The sequence below is a fragment of the Cyanobacterium sp. IPPAS B-1200 genome (assembly GCF_001747005.2).
In the GTDB taxonomy this organism is placed as follows: domain Bacteria; phylum Cyanobacteriota; class Cyanobacteriia; order Cyanobacteriales; family Cyanobacteriaceae; genus Cyanobacterium.
Genome location: NZ_CP182899.1, coordinates 1,229,898 through 1,247,474, shown reverse-complemented (window position 1 = coordinate 1,247,474; position 17,577 = coordinate 1,229,898). Strand labels below are relative to the sequence as shown.

Below are 17,577 nucleotides of genomic sequence, written 5' to 3'. Positions count from 1 at the left end.
ATTAAAATAAAAAATAATAATAGTTTAGCTCTAATTATCTTTAATGGCTGAATATAATCCACAAAATTTTCTAATTCTAGCAGTGGATGATAACTCAATTAATCGTATCATGCTAGAAAAAATACTCACTAAAGCGGGGTATCAAATCAAGGTGCTTGGAGATAGTGAAGAATTTTTGAATTTGATTAATAACATTAAGCCAGATTTGATGTTGCTAGACTTAATGATGCCAAAAATTGATGGCTTAGAACTATGTCGGTTAATTAAAGCGAAAAATCATTATAAAGAGATTCCCATCATATTTTTAACCGCTAATGACGCAAAAGAGAATGTGATAGAGGCTTTTCGCTCAGGGGCGGTAGATTATGTAACTAAACCCTTTAATAATGAAGAATTATTAGCACGAATTCAAACCCATATAGAATTAAAGTTTACTAGAGATCAACTAAAAAAAGCCCTCGTTGATTTAGAAAAATTAGCTACTACCGATGAGTTAACCCAAATAGCTAACCGTCGTCATTTCCTTAATTTAGCCAATCGAGAATTTAATCGTGCCAAAAGGCAAAAAACGTTTTTTTCCATGATTATCCTCGATATAGATTATTTTAAACGCATTAATGATAACTATGGGCATCCTGTGGGAGATATAGCTATTAAATTGGTGGCTCAAAAATGTCAGCAATCCATTAGAGGAGAAGATTTGTGTGCAAGATGGGGGGGAGAAGAATTTATTGTGGTGGTTTATGATGCCCTGATTGATAAAGCTAAACACGTGGCAAATCGCATTCGGGAAAAAATAGCGGAAATATCTTTACCTGTTGATAATGATAAGTTTCAAATTACTGTTAGTGTTGGTATTGCACAATATCAAGATACAGACCAAAATTTAGATCAAATTGTATCAAGGGCAGATAAGGCTTTGTATCGAGCAAAAAATAATGGCAGAAATAGAATTGTTTTAGAAGATGAGTTACTAGATGTATCTAAAGATACTTAAAAAAAAGGTACTTCACTCAGGGGCAGAAACCTTTATAATTAAAGGTATTTGTTTGATAACTGAATTAATTTTTGATTATGACCGCTAATTCTAATCCTTCTCAAGGGCAAAACACCACTGATTTCTCTATGGATGACTTCGCTAAAGCCTTAGAGCAAGAACAATACGACTATCATTTTAATAAGGGAGAAGTGGTAAAGGGAAAAGTATTTCAACATGATTCTAGTGGTGTTTATGTAGATATTGGCGGTAAATCTCCCGGTTTTGTGCCTCTTAGTGAAGCTGCATGGCAATCTTTTACGGATGTAAGTGAAGTTTTACCCCTAGATGAAGAGTTTGAGTTTTTAATTATAAAGGAACAGGATTCGGAAGGACAAGTAAAGTTGTCTCGTCGTCAATTATATATTGATCAGGCTTGGGATAATTTAACGGAAATTCAAGAAAAAGGAAAATTAGTCCAAGTATTAGTTACTGGGGTAAATCGTGGGGGAGTAACGGGGCAAATTGACGGTTTACGGGCTTTTATCCCTAAATCTCATTTAATCGAGAAGGAAAATTTTGATGATTTGATGGATCAAACTCTTCCTGCTAATGTTTTACAGTTGGATAGGGCGCAAAATAAGATTGTTTTGAGTCAAAGAAATATCGCAAAATCTTCGGCCATGGCTCAGTTACAGGAAAATGAAGTGGTACAGGGTAAGGTTGTTAAACTTCAGCCTTATGGTGTATTTGTGGATTTTGGTGGTGTGGCAGGATTGTTACACGTCAAACAAATTAGTGGCGGACACATTGACTCGGTTAGTCATATTTTTAAGGTGGGAGATGAGGTTAAGGTAGTGGTAATGGAAATTGATACTGTGAAAAATCGTATTTCTCTTTCTACTAAGGTTTTGGAAACTTATCCAGGGGAATTTTTGGAAAAGCGTGAGTTGGTGATGGAAAATGCTGAGGAAAGATGGGCAAATCATCAGGCTAAAAAAGAGGAATCGTAAATAATTGTTAGTTAATTGCAAAGTATTGCAACAAAAAAGATCGTTTTTTTCTTTTGGCATTTAAAATAAAGACTTTGAAAACTGTTTTACATATTTTAGGAAAAGTATTAAATGTTTCAATTTACTTCTATCATTGCCACTGCAATTCCTACCACCATTGAGTGGAATTCTAATGTTGCTCTTACCATGATTGTTTGCAATATAGTTGCGATCGCCATTGGTAAATTCACCATCAAATATCCCAGTGTAGGCCCTCAGTTACCCTCTCCTGCCCTCTTTGGAGGCATGGGTTTCCCCGCCTTACTAGCTACCACTAGCCTCGGTCATCTTATTGGTGTAGGGGTAATCTTAGGATTAGCAAACCTCGGTGCATTATAATTTTGCCATGAGAAAAGGGACTTTGTATTAAAAGTCCCTCTCAACTTGTTAATTTCCTATCGATAAATTAATTCGCTTTTGAGACTCCCCTAGGGCATCCTCCGCAGACTTTTGCCCCAAAAGAGTAGATTCGATCGCCCTTCCTAAATTTTCTGAAATTGTAGGATAATCAGAGAGAATAGGACGAGTATAAGCATTGTCCATCTGCTCCAGAAACACCTCCAACACAGGATTTTCCGCCACAAACTGCTGATACTCAACACTATCCTTCACCAACCGATTAATAGGCAAATAACCCGTTTGTAAAGCCCATTGTTGCTGAAACTCCTCTCCCAAAATATACTCCAAAAATCGTAAAGAAGCCTTCTCCCTCTCAGGATTAGTCCTAAACACAAACAAACTTTCCCCCCCTAATACCGTCGCAGGTTTATCCACCACAGGCAAAGGAAAAACACCATAATCAATGCCACTTTGTTTCAACTGTGCCAAAGTCCAGGGCCCAGTAATTTGCATCGCTACCCTACCACTAATAAAATCATCTAACTCATAACCGCGATCGGGCGCTGATAATATTGCATAATTACTATTAACCAACTCCGCCCCCAAACTTAACGCCTTTTGTGTCCCCTCATTAATTAAATTAGGCTGATCATTTTCCACAATAAAGCCATCAGCCCCATAAATAAAAGGCAACCACACAAACACCGTAAACTCCCCCTTCCCCGAAGAGAGTAACACCCCATGTTGCTCATTACCCTTCGTCAATTGTCCTGCAACTGTCACAAACTCATCCCAACTAGAAGGCAACTCAGTAATTCCAGCCTCCTCAAACAAACTAGGACGATAAAACATCGCCGTGTTATTAGTAGCAAAAGGTACAGACCAAATTTCATTCCCTAGCCTCATGGTAGAAAGCATCGCAGGTTCAATTTCCTCCTTTAAGGTAGAACCATCAAACCATTCTGTCAGAGGCTTAATAGCCCCTAAATCTACCAATTTTCCCGTCAGCTGAGGAACATACCACAGCACATCAGGGGGCTGATTTCCCACCACTGAAGCAATAATTTTTGGCAACTGCTCATCAGGTTGCCCCACATACAATCCTTGTACTTCTATATCAGGATTATTTTCATTAAATTGGGCTAATAATTCATTAAAAATTTCTCTATTTTCAGGGGGGTTAATACCATGCCAAAAAGTAATTCTAGTAACACCATCAGCAGAAGTTCCCTCCATAGAATTTTGACAACCTGTCAACAAAGGAACGAGTAAGATTAAAACTGTTATAAAAGTAATAAAATTATTTTTAATTTTCACAAATATTATTTCAGTAAATACATTAAACCAATTGTAACTCTAAGAATACAATCAAAGTATAGTTTTAACTAAATTCTAATTTATGTAGTTACTTTAGTGAATTTTGAGACAGATTTAATCTATAGCGTTTTTTATAATTATGAGATACATTCATTATTCTCAAGTCCCCCTTATTAAGGGGGATTTAGGGGGATCATCTTGTACTCCGTAACCACGATAATTGCTATATAAGATCGCTGTTCTATAAATCTTTTAGCACTAGGTATTATCTAATTTATATTTGAAGTTTTTACAGCATTAAACAAAAGTAATTAATACTTTTATCAATAAAAAATAAACTCCTTATTCACAACTTTAATATCTTATTTTATAAAAAATAGTAGTTAGTAACTGACGTTACGCACTCATTTATAAGTTAAGTTTTAACAAGGGGCTTAAGCCCCTTGCCCAACTCCTAGCCCCCTAACCAGCACGTGTACAAACACAATATGAACATCCAACGTTTTTACCATCTTAAACTAATTATATTTTTGCGTAACATCAGTTAGTAAAAAAGAAATATTTAAAGTTTTATCAAATAGATACTAATTATTCTGAGCGTCATTTGAACCAGCCAAAGCCTTTTCAAAATCCATTCTTTGCTCCGCATTACGCAACAGATAACCACTCATCATTGCCGATGCCAATAATTTACCAAGGTTTTCTCGACTCGTACTCACCATCACCCCAAAACCCTCTGCGGGTAAATTTCCCAATAAACCACCAATGTTTCTTTCCATCACTTGGAAAACTTCAGAAGTCTTGGGCTGAGATAAATTAGCAATGGTTTCTGGGCTTAGAGACTGAAGATATTTTAATAAATTATTATCCTCATCATTGTTATTGAAATAGTTTGATTGGCGATGGAATGATTGACTCATTTTTTTCTTCTCAATTACTATAAAAAACTCTGCTTTTGATCAGAATTATGTTCCTTTTAGAAAAAGTGTTTACTATAATTAATTTATCTTTAAATAACTATTTTTAGGTTGAGTAGAACCGAACTAAAAGAGTATAAATATTACCCTATAAAAATTAAATCTCTTTTTTCATCCTTTCGAGGGTTTGATTCATCTGCATGAACATTTGTTCAGGAGTGGTGCCAAATTGACTTAGTTGAGTTTTTAATTGCTCTATGGTCATTTTTGCCATAAAGTCTTCCGATAGTTCAAATCTTTTCATAAAAATACGATAACGATCCATCATATTTTCCATTCTTTCAATAAAGATTTTTTTTCCTTCTCGGTCAAATTTACCGAATTCGCTCCCCAATTGACTAAGGGATTGATAATCTTCAAATAGTTGTTTGGCTTCTTGTTGTACTACTTCTGAATCAAAAAAACTCATCTTTCTTCCTCTCAAGTGCAATACTGTATCAGTTATGGTGAATAAAGTTCTGCGGTCTGCTAAGTTTAATTATATGATTAGATACATAAGTTTTTGAATACGGATTTCCGTATTACACCGTTATTATGCAATTTTCCACCGATTCTACTAATAATTTTTCCAAGAAAAAGGTTATCAGTATTATTCTTGCTTTCCTTGGTACGATCGCCCCTTTTGGTGGTTTACACAAATTTTATTTAGGACAACCCATTTGGGGGGTACTATATCTTGCCTTGGGCTGGAATAACCCTTCTTTGGTAAAAATCGCCTGTGCGGTGGATGTAGTGTTGTACTTGTTGCAGTCTCAGGATATACTCTCTTTCAATTCTAACAACGGTGACGTGCAGACGGCAAATTTACAGCAAAAATCTTTGGTGGCACAAAACACCGTGGATGTAGTATCAGCCATCAGAGAGTTGGAAACCTTGCGCCAAGAGGGGTTAATCTCGGAATACGAATTTGAGCAGAAACGCCGTGCGTTAATTGATTAATAAAAAAGCAAGGGATTTAAACCCCTTGCCCATAATAACTTGTCGTTACCTTTAATAATTAGAAACTAAAAGTAGTTCTAAGAGTACCAATATAAATAGGGTCATTAGCACCACTATCCTGATTAGGTGCGGTTAACACAATTAATCCGGGGGTGAGACTAATACGATTATTGATGGGGTACTTATAGGAAACCTCCACATGTAAAGGAGTATCCTTGGTAAAAGTTTGATCAACCCCCCCAAGAGTCAATCCTGTTAAATAGGGTTCAGCACCCACAATAATAGCTCCGAGACTGCCTTCCTTGCCCAAGTCAGGAAATACAAGAGCGGCGGCATAGTTCCAAATTTCTGCACTTCCCGTGTCGATTAAACGAGCATTGGTATAACCCCCCCAAGCACGAAGGCTAAATTTGGGGCTAATATCCAATTGACCTTGAACACCATAGGAGTTACTAGAGACGGGGATTCCGTTTAATCCTAATCCTTGTAAATTACCAAATCTAGTACCTGTACCACCAAAGTTAAACGCTGAACCTGCACCATTAGGGTCATAACCGTTAATGTAGGTAAAGCCGAGTTTAAATTTGTCACTGGGTTTAAAGACTAATTGCCCCATGGCAGAATAGTTACCATTGAATAAACCTCTGCCGTCAGCCGGATTATTGCCACCCCTTGCCAAGTAACCAGCAGAAAGTTCAAAACTATCCCCTAATTGTTGTCTTAATCCGATACCTTGTCCCCCTAAACCTAGACGATAGATAGGGTTTCTTTCCCCAAATCTGGATAAAGCACCACCAGCGCCGCCTCCAGACTCTAGTCCAGAGTTGAAGGTATCAGCATAAAAATGGTGTCCTCCTAAACTAGCCATGGTAAATACCCTTGTTTTGGGAGTGAGGGAAAAGTAATAGTGAAGACGATCTAAGGTTACATTATTGTCTGCTTGTCCATCATAGGCAAATCGCCCTTCATCGGTAAAGGTTTGACTACCAAAGGAGTTACCCAGATTACCTGCGGTTAGACGAGTGAATAAAACATCGTTACCAGTAAAACTGGTGGACATTTGTAGCCTTACTCTGGAAGTAAGGGTGGCTTGGGCGTTAAAGTCTTCCCTGACTCCTGTGAGGGGGTTCGTAACATCTCCTCCAAAGGCGTCAGCGAGGGTGAAAGCCACTTCTCCAGCTAGTTTTGTGGTGGTAGAAAATTGATTCTCCTCTAAAAAGCCGACTCTACCCTCTAGGTTATCAACTCTGGCGCCGAGGGTGGCGAGTTCGGTTTCAAATTCAGCAATTAGTCTTCTGAGGGCTGTAATATCTTCTTCTCCTACTCCTCCTGTGCCGATTAGGCGTTCGATGGATTGCATACAGACATTTAAACCCGCCGCAAATTCATAACGGCTTAACGCTCTATTTCCCCTAAATGTGCGATCGGGATAACCGACAATACAGCCATAGCGCTCTACTAGGCTTCTTAAGGCTTCATAAGCCCAATCAGTGGGAGATACGTCGCTTAGTTGGTTTACGGAGGTAACTTGCCCCATGGATTCTTGGTTGTCAATATCCATGACATTAATTTGTGCTTGGGCTGGGCTAGCGCTTATTAGGGTGGTAAGAGCAATCATTAATTTGTAATTTGCTACACTCTTTAATGAAAAACAAGCCGATTTTTTGGACATTTAAACCTCACAACAAGTATTAAGAATTGGTTAAGAAAGACGATTAAAGTTTAGCTATTCTTTTGAGGGGGGTTTTGTATTGGTTAATACCAATAATGAACCTGTATGCAATATAAGCATGGTTAAAATGATAAAATAGACTTAAAATGTTTTATGAAAAAAAAATAAATTTTTGTGATGAACAGGTTAATTTATTTTTTATTATTCTCATTCAATATTTTGAGGGTATTATCGGTTTTGTTTGGTTCGGTTTGTTTGTTATTATCTGAATAGCTAAAAATATTAATAAATTGCTCTTTTTATTTTTGATATTTATTCATGTCAAATTCTGATAAAAAATCTTCAGTTTTTCCCAAAATTTTTAAACGTTTTCAAAAAACTTTATCTTCATTTGTAAATGCGATCGCAGAGGCCATTACTACTTCTGTTCACATCCCTGAAATAGCTATTGGACCGATTATTGGTTCTTTAATTACTTCAGCAACTACTTTAGTTATTGGATTTTTAACTATCTCTAATATATTTAGTGAACAATTCTTATATCGTCCTTTACAGATTCAAGATAGTAATGCCAATTTAAATTTACAATTAGAAAGTTACCGTCAAAATATTCTTAATAATTACCTTACTCAGACCACAGAATTAACTCTAAACTATCCCCTCTGGAAATTACAACAAAACTATAATCTTCTTCGGGCAAACACTCAAGCAGCTCTCAAGGAACTTGATGGGGAAAGAAAACGTTATATCATAATGTTCTTAGAGGATAATCATTTGCTCACTTTCAACAACAATACAAGGGTAACGGATATATTAGAAAATGCTGACTTACAAGAGGCACAATTAAGTAATTTAAATCTATCTTTTACTAATTTTGAAAATAGTAATTTAACCAAGGCAAATTTAAACTATGGCAATTTTTATAAAGTTAATTTCACCAAAGCTGATTTAACGGAAAGCAGTTTGATAAATGCTGATTTATCAGGAGCATTTTTAGAAAAAGCTAATCTAACAAATGCTGATTTAACAAATAGCTGTTATGATATTTTTACTACATTACCAGATAATTTTGATCCCATTAAAGCAAAAATGAATTTAATTCAACCTTTTCATAACTGCCCAGTAATATTAATGGAAAAAGATCCAAAAAAAGCAAAATAATTTATGATTTATTGATTAATAATGATGAATAGTCCTTTGCCCCATGAGCAAAACTTGTTAAGAGATAATAGTAAATTATTGCCTGTGCCATCAGGTTTGTTAAAAGTTGATTCTTTAGAATCAGCGCCCCATGGTTATTTATCTTTGACGGAAAAACTTTATCATATCGCTTCGACTTCTACCTATGAGGTATGGTTTTCCCTTGTGTTACCTACCTATCAAGAAGCGAATAATATCGAGGAAATTGTTAGTAAAATTTGTCATATCCTTGATGGTGTCATTCCTTCCCATTATGAATTGATTATAGTGGATGATGACAGCCCCGATCGCACTTGGGAAAAAGCATTAAAATTAACCAAGGATTATCCTCCATTGCGGGTAATGCGTCGGCAAAACGAGCGCTCGTTATCTACGGCGGTAATCAGGGGATGGCAAGGGGCAAGGGGAGAAATTTTGGGGGTAATAGATGCGGATTTACAACACCCACCCGATATTTTATTAGAACTTTTGGGGCGTATCTGTGATGGGGCTGATTTAGCGGTGGCAAGTCGTCACACTAGCAATGGTGGAGTGAGTGATTGGAGTTTTTTACGCCGTTGTTTGTCTAGGGGGGCTCAAATTATGGGCTTATTGATTTTACCCAATACCATCGGCAGAATATCTGACCCCATGAGTGGTTATTTTGTACTACAAAGAAAGGCGATCGCCCATTGTACCTTAGCTCCTGTGGGCTATAAAATTTTAATAGAAGTAGTAGCCAGAGGATATTTTCGTAATATTGCCGAAGTGGGTTATGTCTTCCAAGAAAGAATCGAAGGGCAAAGCAAAGTTACTTGGAAACAATACCGAGACTACATCCATCACTTATTGCGATTGAGACTCGCTTTATGGCCATTTAGTCGTTTTATTCGCTTTGGTATGGTGGGCTTTACGGGGGTATTTGTAGATATGACCATATTATATCTCCTCAGTGACCCTAGCACCCTGCAATGGAACCTAACCCTCAGCAAAATTATTGCGGCTGAATTCGCCATCATTAATAATTTTATCTGGAATGACCGTTGGACATTCAAAGACTTTTCCCAATTTAGGCAAGGGAAACTTCACACCCTCAAACGATTCCTTAAATTTAATCTTATCTGTTTAGTAGGGTTATTTATTAACGTTGTTATTCTTAATCTTATTGTTAACTTTATCTTTCCTAACCCCTACATTGCCAATTTAAGTGCGATCGCCCTTACCACCTTTTGGAATTTTTGGCTAAACTACAAACTAAACTGGGAAAATAGCACTAAAACTAATTAGCGGTTGCCGAAAAACTGGATTCATGGTGTTAATGGATGATAAAGGATTGATAATGGTGATTATTGACCATTTTTTATGTTTTTAATATCCTTAAACCTCTTATCACATTCAATCCGTAAATCAAAGTAACAATTCAGCTTATCGATAAATTATTAGTCGTGTAATGAGTTACACAGAAAAAGACGATAGCGTATAATTACCCTTACTTTTCCCCCTTTTTTTGCTCATCATTTTGATGATGTAAAGGAGAAGAAGGATAAATAGGATTTTCAATGGGGGAAGGTTGCCAATGGGTAGGAATAGCAGGACGAGAAGGCTTCAACCCCTGCAAAACTTCCTGTAAATTTAACGATTCCAAAGGCTTTGCCTCCCTTAACTTGTGCCAAACCGAGCGAGACATGAGCAAATTTTGCTCCATCCGTTGCGCCCCAATTTTTTCTAAATACTCCTCCCTTTCTGGTTGATAATCCCCAGAAGAAAGTAACAAAGACTGAGGAGGAAACTTCTGGATAACCGCCGCCATCTGAGTTAAAAGTTTCGGATATAACCATGTATAAGCAGGATGCACCGTTAAATCTGCTTCATGGGGTTTCGCACCATTTTGAGACACAATGAGCTTAAAATAGCCAATGGCAGCCTTTCTCTGAGGCTCAAATACATAAGCCCTGATGGTTTCTTCCTGACTCCAAAAAGACTTAATCGTCTTCGATACATAAGTAAAAAAGCCCGTTTTAAAATCCTCTAAATGCAAATCAAAAACCTGCCGAATAGTAGGAGGCAAGGAAACACAATCTAACTGATACAGTAAACGAGAATCCGCATTACTTACAGGTAAAAGATTAGGTAAACTAGGTTCTTTTTCCGCTAATTTTGCTAAAATCTCGGCATTACACTCCCAATTAGTAATTTGGGCTAGGGGTTGAAAACCATTTTCTCGATACAATCCGAGGGTACTTTTTTCATTTATATTTACTTCTAGTATCCATGTTCTAGCTTCCCAAATTTTCTCAAAACAGTAACGTAATAATTGAGAGCCAATGCTACAATTACCGATTAATAAATGACTCAATGAAGTGTTGTAATTGATTATTACTAGCTCAACTTTCCATGTACTGCGATTTTGGTTAAAAGGGGCAACTTGAATTAACCCTTGAATCTGTCCATCTTTTTCCGCTACATACACATAAAAATCTCGATTCCAACTAGAGGGCAACATTTTTGCCATCTGCAATAAACCGTAACAGCTTTGGTACTTTTGTACCTGTTCTAAAAGAGAAGCAAAACGATAGTTATTTTCTAATGATAATCTTTCTTGGAGCAAAGAGGCGATCGCCCCTAAATCTCGATATTGTACCCCTCGAATCTTTAAACTAGATTTTGGTAATGTAGATGTATTCATAGTATTATCTTTTTAAATTAAATATATTGAGAACAAAAAAACTTCAAAGTGAGAGACAAAAAGCAACTCTCAAAAATTACAACATTCTCACCAACCTCGAATAAAGTAGTTAATTTAACAATAGTGATGGTCATTAGATATTAGCTTAACAGTTAACCATAAAAATCCTAAACCCTCAAAATCATCATAACTATTAAGACAAATACAACCTAAAACCTTTCTGCCATTTCTCTTTAAAAAAATTAGACCAACAAAATTACCAATCACCTCATAGATAATTACTTTTTGTCTAATCCCATCTTATCTTAAATTTTTTTCATTAATCAACGACCATTTTTAAAAATCAACACTAAAATTAAAAATTAAAACATCATTTAAAGTATTATCCCTATGAACAACATTAAACCATTTAAAAAAAATAAATATCCTCACAACAACATCGATACCGTCTTCTTAGAAAGACAAAAAAAAGAAGAAAAAAAAAGACTCAAACAATATTGTCTTAACCGTAGCCTAGAAAATATATTAAAAATAGGTTTTAATTTAGGTATTGTCGCTTTCTCCGTTACTAGCGTCAAAAATCTTTTACCCTACAACGACATTCAGCAATCTCAAATTAGCCAAATCCAAGAAGAAATTAATAAAGTATCCCCCAGAGTTCAAAGACTAGAAGAAAATTTTTCCACAACCTTTGACCCTAAATCTTCCAGAAGAGTTATGAAAGATAATACCTACAAAGTTGATCCTAATTTGCGACCCATCTTTTTCGTCGAAAAAAAATAAAAAAATTAGGGGTTAAAACCCCTTTCAATTAAACCGATATTTACTTCTGCTGTGCATAAGGCATACATTCAAAAGGTTGGACTCCTATCTCTGGCAGTTCATCTTTCTCAGCACTAAAAATCATCGCAAAACCTTCTGTTAAATAGTTGCTAATTGCTTCTAGTATTTGAAAAATATTCATAGGACGATTCCTCCTAAGTTCAAAATCAGGATTAAGAGTCAAGTTTTAATTTTTCTCTCATTCCTATATCTTTATTATCATTTACAAAGCCCAAATTCTGAGATATTTGTAATATTTATTTGACTTTATTCGCATTACTTCACATAGTACTTTCTTTTGCTCTAATCAGTACCACAATTACTAAGCAACTTATCTCTCTTCTTTTCTATTTTTTGCTAATTATTTTCTAACTTTTTTTTCTGTTAACAATTGTTAAAACAACTGTCTTTTTCTTGACTTTTGGCTATTAACAGGGGATGATAATAAGTATCTTTAAAATAATAGAAATCTGACTGTTTACTCAAAAAAAATCCAGAACCTCCCATTATTTAGATAATAACATAAATATCCATAAACAACCATAGAAAAAAGCAAAAATAAGAACAAAAATTAGGTACGCAAAAGGTTTATTAGAACCAATGGAGATTGTAGAATTAAGTAACAGACATAAATTGTTTACTCCTAACTTAAAACTATGACCAACAAAATAGCCATCATCGGTGCGGGAATATCAGGTTTAACCCTAGCCACAAAACTTCAAGAAAAAGGGGTAGATGTTCAAGTATTTGATAAAGGACGTGGTGTAGGAGGTAGAATGTCGAGCCGTCGTACCGACTGGGGTTATATTGACCATGGTACCCAATATTTTGGTCTTAGTAACAATGAATTTCAAGATTTTATAAGTATCTACGGGGAAGTAATGCAACCTTGGCAGGGGAAATTTGCTTCTTGGGAAAATGGTATATTCCATGAAGATAAGTCCTCAAAAGTTAGATATGTGCCTAATGAGGCAATGAATCGACTTTGTAAGTATTTGAGTGGTGATACCACCGTTAAGCTAGAAACTAGAATAGTCTCTCTCACAAAAGATAATGATTCTTGGACATTGCTAGATGACCATAATCACCGTTACGGAGATTATGATGCGGTGGTTATTACTGCCCCTCCTAGTCAAACGGCGAATTTGTTACCTGATGATTGTACTTTTAAGCCAGACATTGCCAAGATAAAGATGCTTCCTTGTTTTACTTTGATGGTTATTCCTGAAAAGAAAGTCAATTTACCTTTCGAGGGGGTAAAGTTTAGCCATCCTGTGTTGGGTTGGGTAAGTGCCAATGATACGAAGCCTAATCGAGGGGATGGTGGTGCGATAGTGATTCAGTCCAATTTTACCTATGCTATGGATCATGTGAATGATGACCGAGAAAAAATTAGTCAAGATTTGTTGACACAAACGGAGAAGGTTTTTGATTTCAAGTTTTCTCCTTTCCATTATTTTTCCTTGCATCTGTGGCGTTATGCTCTACCTCAACAGCCTAGTCAAGAGGGATATTATTATGATGTCGAGACAGGATTAGGGGTTTGTGGTGATTGGTGTTTATCTGGTAAGGTCGAAGGTGCTTTTTTGAGTGCCAGTGCGATCGCCCTTAAAATAAAATAAACATATAACCTTAATATCACTTTAACTTTTTGCTGCTATTAATGGTAATAGGGCTTGAAATATTGGAGCATAGAGAAAGTGGTATCATTACAACAACAAATAGCATTATCAGAACAAATCAAAGTAGGAGACAACATCAGGCTACAAAAAAAAACCAGTCAAGTAGCCCAAGATGTCCTCAGAATGGGAGCATTAGTAGAAGAATCATTTCGCTATAGCCATCGAGCCTTATTTGAACAAGACTTAGAAGCCGTTCAAAAAATTATCATCCAAGACCAAGAAATAGATAAATATTATCGCCAAATCGAACTAGACTGCTCCAATATTCTAACCAGCCAAAGCCCCTCCCCCAAAAATTTGCGTATCCTTAGTGCCTTCATGCAATTAGTAAGAGACTTAGAGCGCATCGGTGATTATGCCCAAGACTTAGGAGAAATATCCCAAAAACTCATTCTCTACTCTCCACATCCCTGCATGAAAGAAATCGCCACCATGTCCCAACACGCTCAACTAATGTTAGCCAAAAGCATAGTTGCTCTTACTGAATTAGACGCTGAAGCTGGAGAAAAAATTAAATTTCTCGACGATACCATTGACGACGCTTACGATAACCTTTACGCCAAATTAGCCTACCAAGAAAACGTCCCAGGCATAGTTGAACCAATAGTGCTTCTAATCCTTGTCATTCGTTACTTAGAGAGAATGGCGGATCATTCCACCAATATAGCCCAAAGAGTCTCATTTATCGTTAATGGCTACCGTAATTAATCAGAAATTGACCAGAATTGACAAAAGAAGAAAAAGTGGGGTATGATCAGAGATTGTCACTAGAAATTATCCTAGGGCGAACTATATTTATATATACATAAAATAGTGTATAAAAAGCATACCTCATGCCAACTATTCAACAATTAATCCGGAGTGAAAGATCCTCCATCCAGAAAAAGACAAAATCTCCAGCATTAAAAGAATGTCCTCAGCGTCGTGGTGTTTGTACAAGGGTATATACCACCACCCCCAAAAAACCTAACTCTGCCCTCAGAAAGGTAGCAAGGGTTCGTTTAACATCTGGGTTTGAAGTTACAGCTTATATTCCTGGTATTGGTCATAACCTTCAAGAACACTCTGTAGTATTAATCAGAGGCGGAAGGGTAAAAGATTTACCTGGTGTAAGATACCACATCGTTAGAGGAACACTAGATGCTACTGGTGTAAAGGACAGAAAACAAGGACGCTCTAAATATGGAGCAAAACGTCCTAAAGCATAAATGAAGTAAATAAATTTTAGGATATAGAAAATGTCTCGTAGAAGTAAAGCTAAAGTGGTGGAAGTTCCACCAGATGCAGTATATAACAGTCGTTTAGTCAGCATGACTATTCGTCGCATCATGAAAGATGGCAAAAAATCCTTAGCTGCCAGCATTTTATATGATGCCATGGCAATCATCGGTGAAAGAACTGGTGCTGAACCCATGGAAACTTTTGAACAAGCCATCAAAAACCTAACTCCCCTCGTGGAAGTTAAGGCTAGAAGAGTTGGTGGTGCAACCTACCAAGTACCCATGGAAGTAAGACCTTCCCGTGGTAGTAGTCTTGCCCTCCGTTGGTTGATTCAATTCTCCCGTAAGAGAAGCGGTAGAACTATGTCCATGAAACTTGCTAACGAGATCATGGATGCTGCCAACGAAACTGGGGGAGCTATCAAGAAAAGAGAAGAAACCCACAAAATGGCAGAAGCAAACAAAGCATTTGCTCACTACAGATACTAAGCACAATTTATTCGCTATTTTTAACCCCATAACTAGCTTTATTGTCAAAAAATAAAAAGTTATGTTAAGAAAAGTGTAAAATTGTAAATAGTTTTTATTTAAGCTCAAAATTCTAGTAAAGATTTCGACAGCAGGAGGTAACTGTGACCCGTTCCATTCCCCTAGAAAAGATTCGCAATATAGGCATAGCTGCCCATATTGATGCGGGAAAGACTACCACAACAGAGAGAATTTTATTCTACTCTGGTATCGTTCATAAAATAGGAGAAGTCCACGATGGTAACGCTGTTACCGACTGGATGGAACAAGAACGGGAAAGAGGAATCACCATCACCGCTGCGGCCATTAGTACCGATTGGCAAGGACATCATATCAATATCATTGATACTCCTGGTCACGTGGATTTTACCATCGAAGTAGAGCGCTCTATGCGGGTACTAGATGGGGTAATTGCGGTATTTTGTTCTGTGGGTGGGGTTCAACCTCAGTCGGAAACCGTTTGGCGCCAAGCAAATCGTTATCATGTGCCTCGTATTGCTTTTGTGAATAAGATGGATCGCACAGGGGCTAATTTTTTCCGTGTTTATGAACAGGTAAAAGATAGACTTCAAGCTCCTGCTATTCCTATTCAAATTCCCATTGGCAGTGAAGATAGATTTTCGGGCATCGTAGATTTGGTCAGAATGAAAGCCAAAATTTATGAAGATGATTTGGGTCAACAAATCAAGGAAATTGATGTTCCCGATGAGGTCAAAGAGTTAGCCGAAGAATACCGAGGTTATCTCATAGAGGCGATCGCCGAGTCAAACGAAGCCTTACTAGAAAAATACCTAGCAGAAGAAGAGATCAGCGAAGCCGAAATAAAACAAGCAATTCGCCAAGGTACTATCAAAGGTACCTTAATGCCCATGCTCTGTGGTTCTGCCTTCAAAAATAAAGGAGTCCAGCTGTTATTAGATGCTGTGGTAGATTACCTTCCTGCCCCCAACGAAGTCCCTGCCATTAAAGGGATTTTGCCCAGTGGGGAAGAAGGAGAACGTCACGCAGGAGATGAGGAACCTTTCTCCGCCCTTGCTTTTAAAGTAGCCTCTGACCCTTTTGGTCGATTAACTTTTCTCAGGATATACTCTGGGGTTTTGACAAAAGGTAGCTATATTTACAATTCTACTAAGGACACCAAAGAGCGTATTTCTAGGTTAATTATTCTCAAATCCAACGACAGGATAGAGGTAGAAGAACTAAGGGCAGGAGATCTAGGCGCGGCGATCGGCTTGAAAAATACCACCACAGGTGATACACTATGTGATGATAGTGAGTCGATTATTCTCGAATCTCTCTATGTGCCTGAGCCTGTAATCTCAGTGGCGGTAGAACCAAAAACTCAGCAAGATATGGATAAATTGTCCAAAGCCTTGCAATCTCTTTCTGACGAAGATCCCACCTTCAAAGTTAGTATCAATCCCGAAACTAACCAAACGGTAATCGCAGGAATGGGAGAGTTACATTTAGAAATTCTGGTGGATCGGATGTTACGGGAATTTAAAGTGGGAGCTAACGTGGGACAACCTCAAGTAGCCTACAGAGAAACAATCCGTAAAGCCGTGCAAACAGAGGGTAAATTTATTCGTCAGAGTGGTGGTAAAGGGCAATATGGTCATGTGGTGATCGAAATTGAGCCAGGAGAGGAAGGAAGTGGTTTTGAATTTGTCTCCAAGATTACTGGGGGTGCGATTCCTAAAGAGTACATTCCTTCTGTGCAACAGGGTATCAAAGAGGCCTGTGAATCTGGTATCATAGCTGGTTATCCCCTCATCGATGTAAAAGTCGCTTTGATTGATGGTTCTTACCATGACGTGGATTCTTCCGAAATGGCGTTTAAAATTGCTGGGTCCATCGCAATTAGAGATGCAGTGAAGAAAGCACAACCAGTCTTACTAGAACCCACGATGAAGGTTGAGGTGGAAGTACCCGACAATTATGTTGGTGACATTATCGGAGATCTCAATTCTCGTCGAGGCATTATCGAAGGAATGGAAACAGAAAGCTCCCTTGCTAAGGTGTCAGCAAAAGTTCCCCTAGAAACTATGTTCGGTTATGCCACAGATATTCGTTCTAAGACCCAAGGACGTGGTATATTTAGCATGGAATTCAGTAAATACTCTGAAGTTCCCGAAAATGTAGCTAAAGGTATTATTACCAAAAATACAGGATACGTATAAATTTATTA

18 protein-coding genes are annotated in these 17,577 nt (G+C 37.3%); 12 read left to right on the top strand and 6 right to left on the bottom strand.

All coding sequences use genetic code 11. From position 1 onward, the window contains the following. The first annotated feature begins 43 nt into the window (after positions 1–43). The 3 genes from A5482_RS05845 to psaK all read left to right on the top strand — a co-directional run bounded on the left by A5482_RS05845 (position 44) and on the right by psaK (position 2,367). Entirely contained in the window at positions 44–997 is a 954-nt protein-coding gene (locus tag A5482_RS05845) for a diguanylate cyclase (protein WP_069790805.1), read from the top strand. Positions 998–1,074: 77 nt separating this feature from the next. Further along, the gene (locus A5482_RS05840; RefSeq protein ID WP_069790804.1) at positions 1,075–1,989 is read left to right on the top strand and encodes a S1 RNA-binding domain-containing protein; all 915 of its coding nucleotides are present in this window, start codon (positions 1,075–1,077) and stop codon (positions 1,987–1,989) included. 111 nt (positions 1,990–2,100) lie between these two features. Next, on the top strand, positions 2,101–2,367 hold the full coding sequence (gene psaK / locus A5482_RS05835) for a photosystem I reaction center subunit PsaK (protein ID WP_069790803.1): 267 nt from the start codon (positions 2,101–2,103) through the stop codon (positions 2,365–2,367). 48 nt (positions 2,368–2,415) lie between these two features. On the opposite strand, the gene A5482_RS05830 is transcribed toward psaK, so the two are convergent. The 3 genes from A5482_RS05830 to A5482_RS05820 all read right to left on the bottom strand — a co-directional run bounded on the left by A5482_RS05830 (position 2,416) and on the right by A5482_RS05820 (position 5,070). Further along, positions 2,416–3,684, bottom strand: coding sequence for an ABC transporter substrate-binding protein (locus A5482_RS05830; protein ID WP_083260425.1), 1,269 nt, complete (start codon positions 3,682–3,684; stop codon positions 2,416–2,418). A gap of 584 nt (positions 3,685–4,268) precedes the next feature. Next, positions 4,269–4,604: a DUF760 domain-containing protein gene (locus A5482_RS05825; RefSeq protein ID WP_069790801.1), complete on the bottom strand. Its 336-nt coding sequence runs from the start codon at positions 4,602–4,604 to the stop codon at positions 4,269–4,271. A 154-nt stretch (positions 4,605–4,758) separates the two neighbouring features. Next, a complete protein-coding gene (locus A5482_RS05820) occupies positions 4,759–5,070 on the bottom strand; it encodes a DUF1825 family protein (RefSeq protein WP_069790800.1) in 312 nt (103 codons plus the stop codon). Between the two features lie 125 nt (positions 5,071–5,195). Between A5482_RS05820 and A5482_RS05815 the strand changes: the two genes are divergently transcribed. After that, a complete protein-coding gene (locus A5482_RS05815) occupies positions 5,196–5,600 on the top strand; it encodes an NINE protein (protein ID WP_069790799.1) in 405 nt (134 codons plus the stop codon). 58 nt (positions 5,601–5,658) lie between these two features. Here the strand turns inward: A5482_RS05815 and A5482_RS05810 are convergent, their stop codons facing one another. Further along, the gene (locus A5482_RS05810; protein ID WP_069790798.1) at positions 5,659–7,272 is read right to left on the bottom strand and encodes an iron uptake porin; all 1,614 of its coding nucleotides are present in this window, start codon (positions 7,270–7,272) and stop codon (positions 5,659–5,661) included. Between the two features lie 318 nt (positions 7,273–7,590). Here A5482_RS05810 and A5482_RS05805 point away from each other — a divergent pair, with 318 nt between their 5' ends. Together A5482_RS05805 and A5482_RS05800 are read left to right on the top strand one after the other, a co-directional pair. Beyond that, positions 7,591–8,433 carry a pentapeptide repeat-containing protein gene (locus A5482_RS05805; protein ID WP_069790797.1) on the top strand — a complete coding sequence of 281 codons (843 nt, stop codon included), beginning with the start codon at positions 7,591–7,593 and terminating at the stop codon, positions 8,431–8,433. 21 nt (positions 8,434–8,454) lie between these two features. After that, positions 8,455–9,738 (top strand): glycosyltransferase, encoded by a 1,284-nt coding sequence (locus A5482_RS05800; RefSeq protein WP_069790796.1) that lies wholly within the window; start codon positions 8,455–8,457, stop codon positions 9,736–9,738. A 202-nt stretch (positions 9,739–9,940) separates the two neighbouring features. On the opposite strand, the gene A5482_RS05795 is transcribed toward A5482_RS05800, so the two are convergent. Then, positions 9,941–11,137 carry a GNAT family N-acetyltransferase gene (locus A5482_RS05795; RefSeq protein ID WP_069790795.1) on the bottom strand — a complete coding sequence of 399 codons (1,197 nt, stop codon included), beginning with the start codon at positions 11,135–11,137 and terminating at the stop codon, positions 9,941–9,943. Between the two features lie 390 nt (positions 11,138–11,527). Between A5482_RS05795 and A5482_RS05790 the strand changes: the two genes are divergently transcribed. Next, positions 11,528–11,920: a slr1601 family putative cell division protein gene (locus A5482_RS05790; protein WP_069790794.1), complete on the top strand. Its 393-nt coding sequence runs from the start codon at positions 11,528–11,530 to the stop codon at positions 11,918–11,920. 40 nt (positions 11,921–11,960) lie between these two features. Here the strand turns inward: A5482_RS05790 and A5482_RS05785 are convergent, their stop codons facing one another. Next, entirely contained in the window at positions 11,961–12,101 is a 141-nt protein-coding gene (locus tag A5482_RS05785) for a hypothetical protein (RefSeq protein ID WP_201150056.1), read from the bottom strand. Between the two features lie 514 nt (positions 12,102–12,615). Here A5482_RS05785 and A5482_RS05780 point away from each other — a divergent pair. The 5 genes from A5482_RS05780 to fusA all read left to right on the top strand — a co-directional run bounded on the left by A5482_RS05780 (position 12,616) and on the right by fusA (position 17,569). Continuing rightward, entirely contained in the window at positions 12,616–13,581 is a 966-nt protein-coding gene (locus A5482_RS05780) for an NAD(P)/FAD-dependent oxidoreductase (RefSeq protein WP_069790793.1), read from the top strand. Between the two features lie 99 nt (positions 13,582–13,680). Continuing rightward, positions 13,681–14,349, top strand: coding sequence for a phosphate signaling complex protein PhoU (gene phoU, locus A5482_RS05775; protein WP_069790847.1), 669 nt, complete (start codon positions 13,681–13,683; stop codon positions 14,347–14,349). Between the two features lie 125 nt (positions 14,350–14,474). Continuing rightward, complete coding sequence (rpsL, locus tag A5482_RS05770) at positions 14,475–14,849, top strand: 30S ribosomal protein S12 (RefSeq protein WP_015223305.1); 375 nt, start codon at positions 14,475–14,477, stop codon at positions 14,847–14,849. Positions 14,850–14,879: 30 nt separating this feature from the next. Then, positions 14,880–15,350, top strand: a complete 471-nt coding sequence (rpsG, locus tag A5482_RS05765) for a 30S ribosomal protein S7 (protein WP_069790792.1) — start codon at positions 14,880–14,882, stop codon at positions 15,348–15,350. A gap of 143 nt (positions 15,351–15,493) precedes the next feature. Then, a complete protein-coding gene (fusA, locus tag A5482_RS05760) occupies positions 15,494–17,569 on the top strand; it encodes an elongation factor G (protein ID WP_069790791.1) in 2,076 nt (691 codons plus the stop codon). Positions 17,570–17,577: the final 8 nt, after the last annotated feature.

Excerpts from the sequence above, each read along its gene's own strand:
- A5482_RS05815 (WP_069790799.1), top strand. The coding sequence starts at position 5,196 with ATGCAATTTTCCACCGATTCTACTAATAATTTTTCCAAGAAAAAGGTT.
- A5482_RS05825 (WP_069790801.1), bottom strand. The coding sequence starts at position 4,604 with ATGAGTCAATCATTCCATCGCCAATCAAACTATTTCAATAACAATGAT.
- rpsL (WP_015223305.1), top strand. The coding sequence starts at position 14,475 with ATGCCAACTATTCAACAATTAATCCGGAGTGAAAGATCCTCCATCCAG.
- A5482_RS05800 (WP_069790796.1), top strand. The coding sequence starts at position 8,455 with ATGATGAATAGTCCTTTGCCCCATGAGCAAAACTTGTTAAGAGATAAT.
- A5482_RS05810 (WP_069790798.1), bottom strand. The coding sequence starts at position 7,272 with ATGTCCAAAAAATCGGCTTGTTTTTCATTAAAGAGTGTAGCAAATTAC.
- A5482_RS05805 (WP_069790797.1), top strand. The coding sequence starts at position 7,591 with ATGTCAAATTCTGATAAAAAATCTTCAGTTTTTCCCAAAATTTTTAAA.
- psaK (WP_069790803.1), top strand. The coding sequence starts at position 2,101 with ATGTTTCAATTTACTTCTATCATTGCCACTGCAATTCCTACCACCATT.
- A5482_RS05790 (WP_069790794.1), top strand. The coding sequence starts at position 11,528 with ATGAACAACATTAAACCATTTAAAAAAAATAAATATCCTCACAACAAC.
- A5482_RS05845 (WP_069790805.1), top strand. The coding sequence starts at position 44 with ATGGCTGAATATAATCCACAAAATTTTCTAATTCTAGCAGTGGATGAT.
- rpsG (WP_069790792.1), top strand. The coding sequence starts at position 14,880 with ATGTCTCGTAGAAGTAAAGCTAAAGTGGTGGAAGTTCCACCAGATGCA.
- A5482_RS05785 (WP_201150056.1), bottom strand. The coding sequence starts at position 12,101 with ATGAATATTTTTCAAATACTAGAAGCAATTAGCAACTATTTAACAGAA.
- A5482_RS05820 (WP_069790800.1), bottom strand. The coding sequence starts at position 5,070 with ATGAGTTTTTTTGATTCAGAAGTAGTACAACAAGAAGCCAAACAACTA.
- A5482_RS05780 (WP_069790793.1), top strand. The coding sequence starts at position 12,616 with ATGACCAACAAAATAGCCATCATCGGTGCGGGAATATCAGGTTTAACC.
- A5482_RS05840 (WP_069790804.1), top strand. The coding sequence starts at position 1,075 with ATGACCGCTAATTCTAATCCTTCTCAAGGGCAAAACACCACTGATTTC.
- A5482_RS05795 (WP_069790795.1), bottom strand. The coding sequence starts at position 11,137 with ATGAATACATCTACATTACCAAAATCTAGTTTAAAGATTCGAGGGGTA.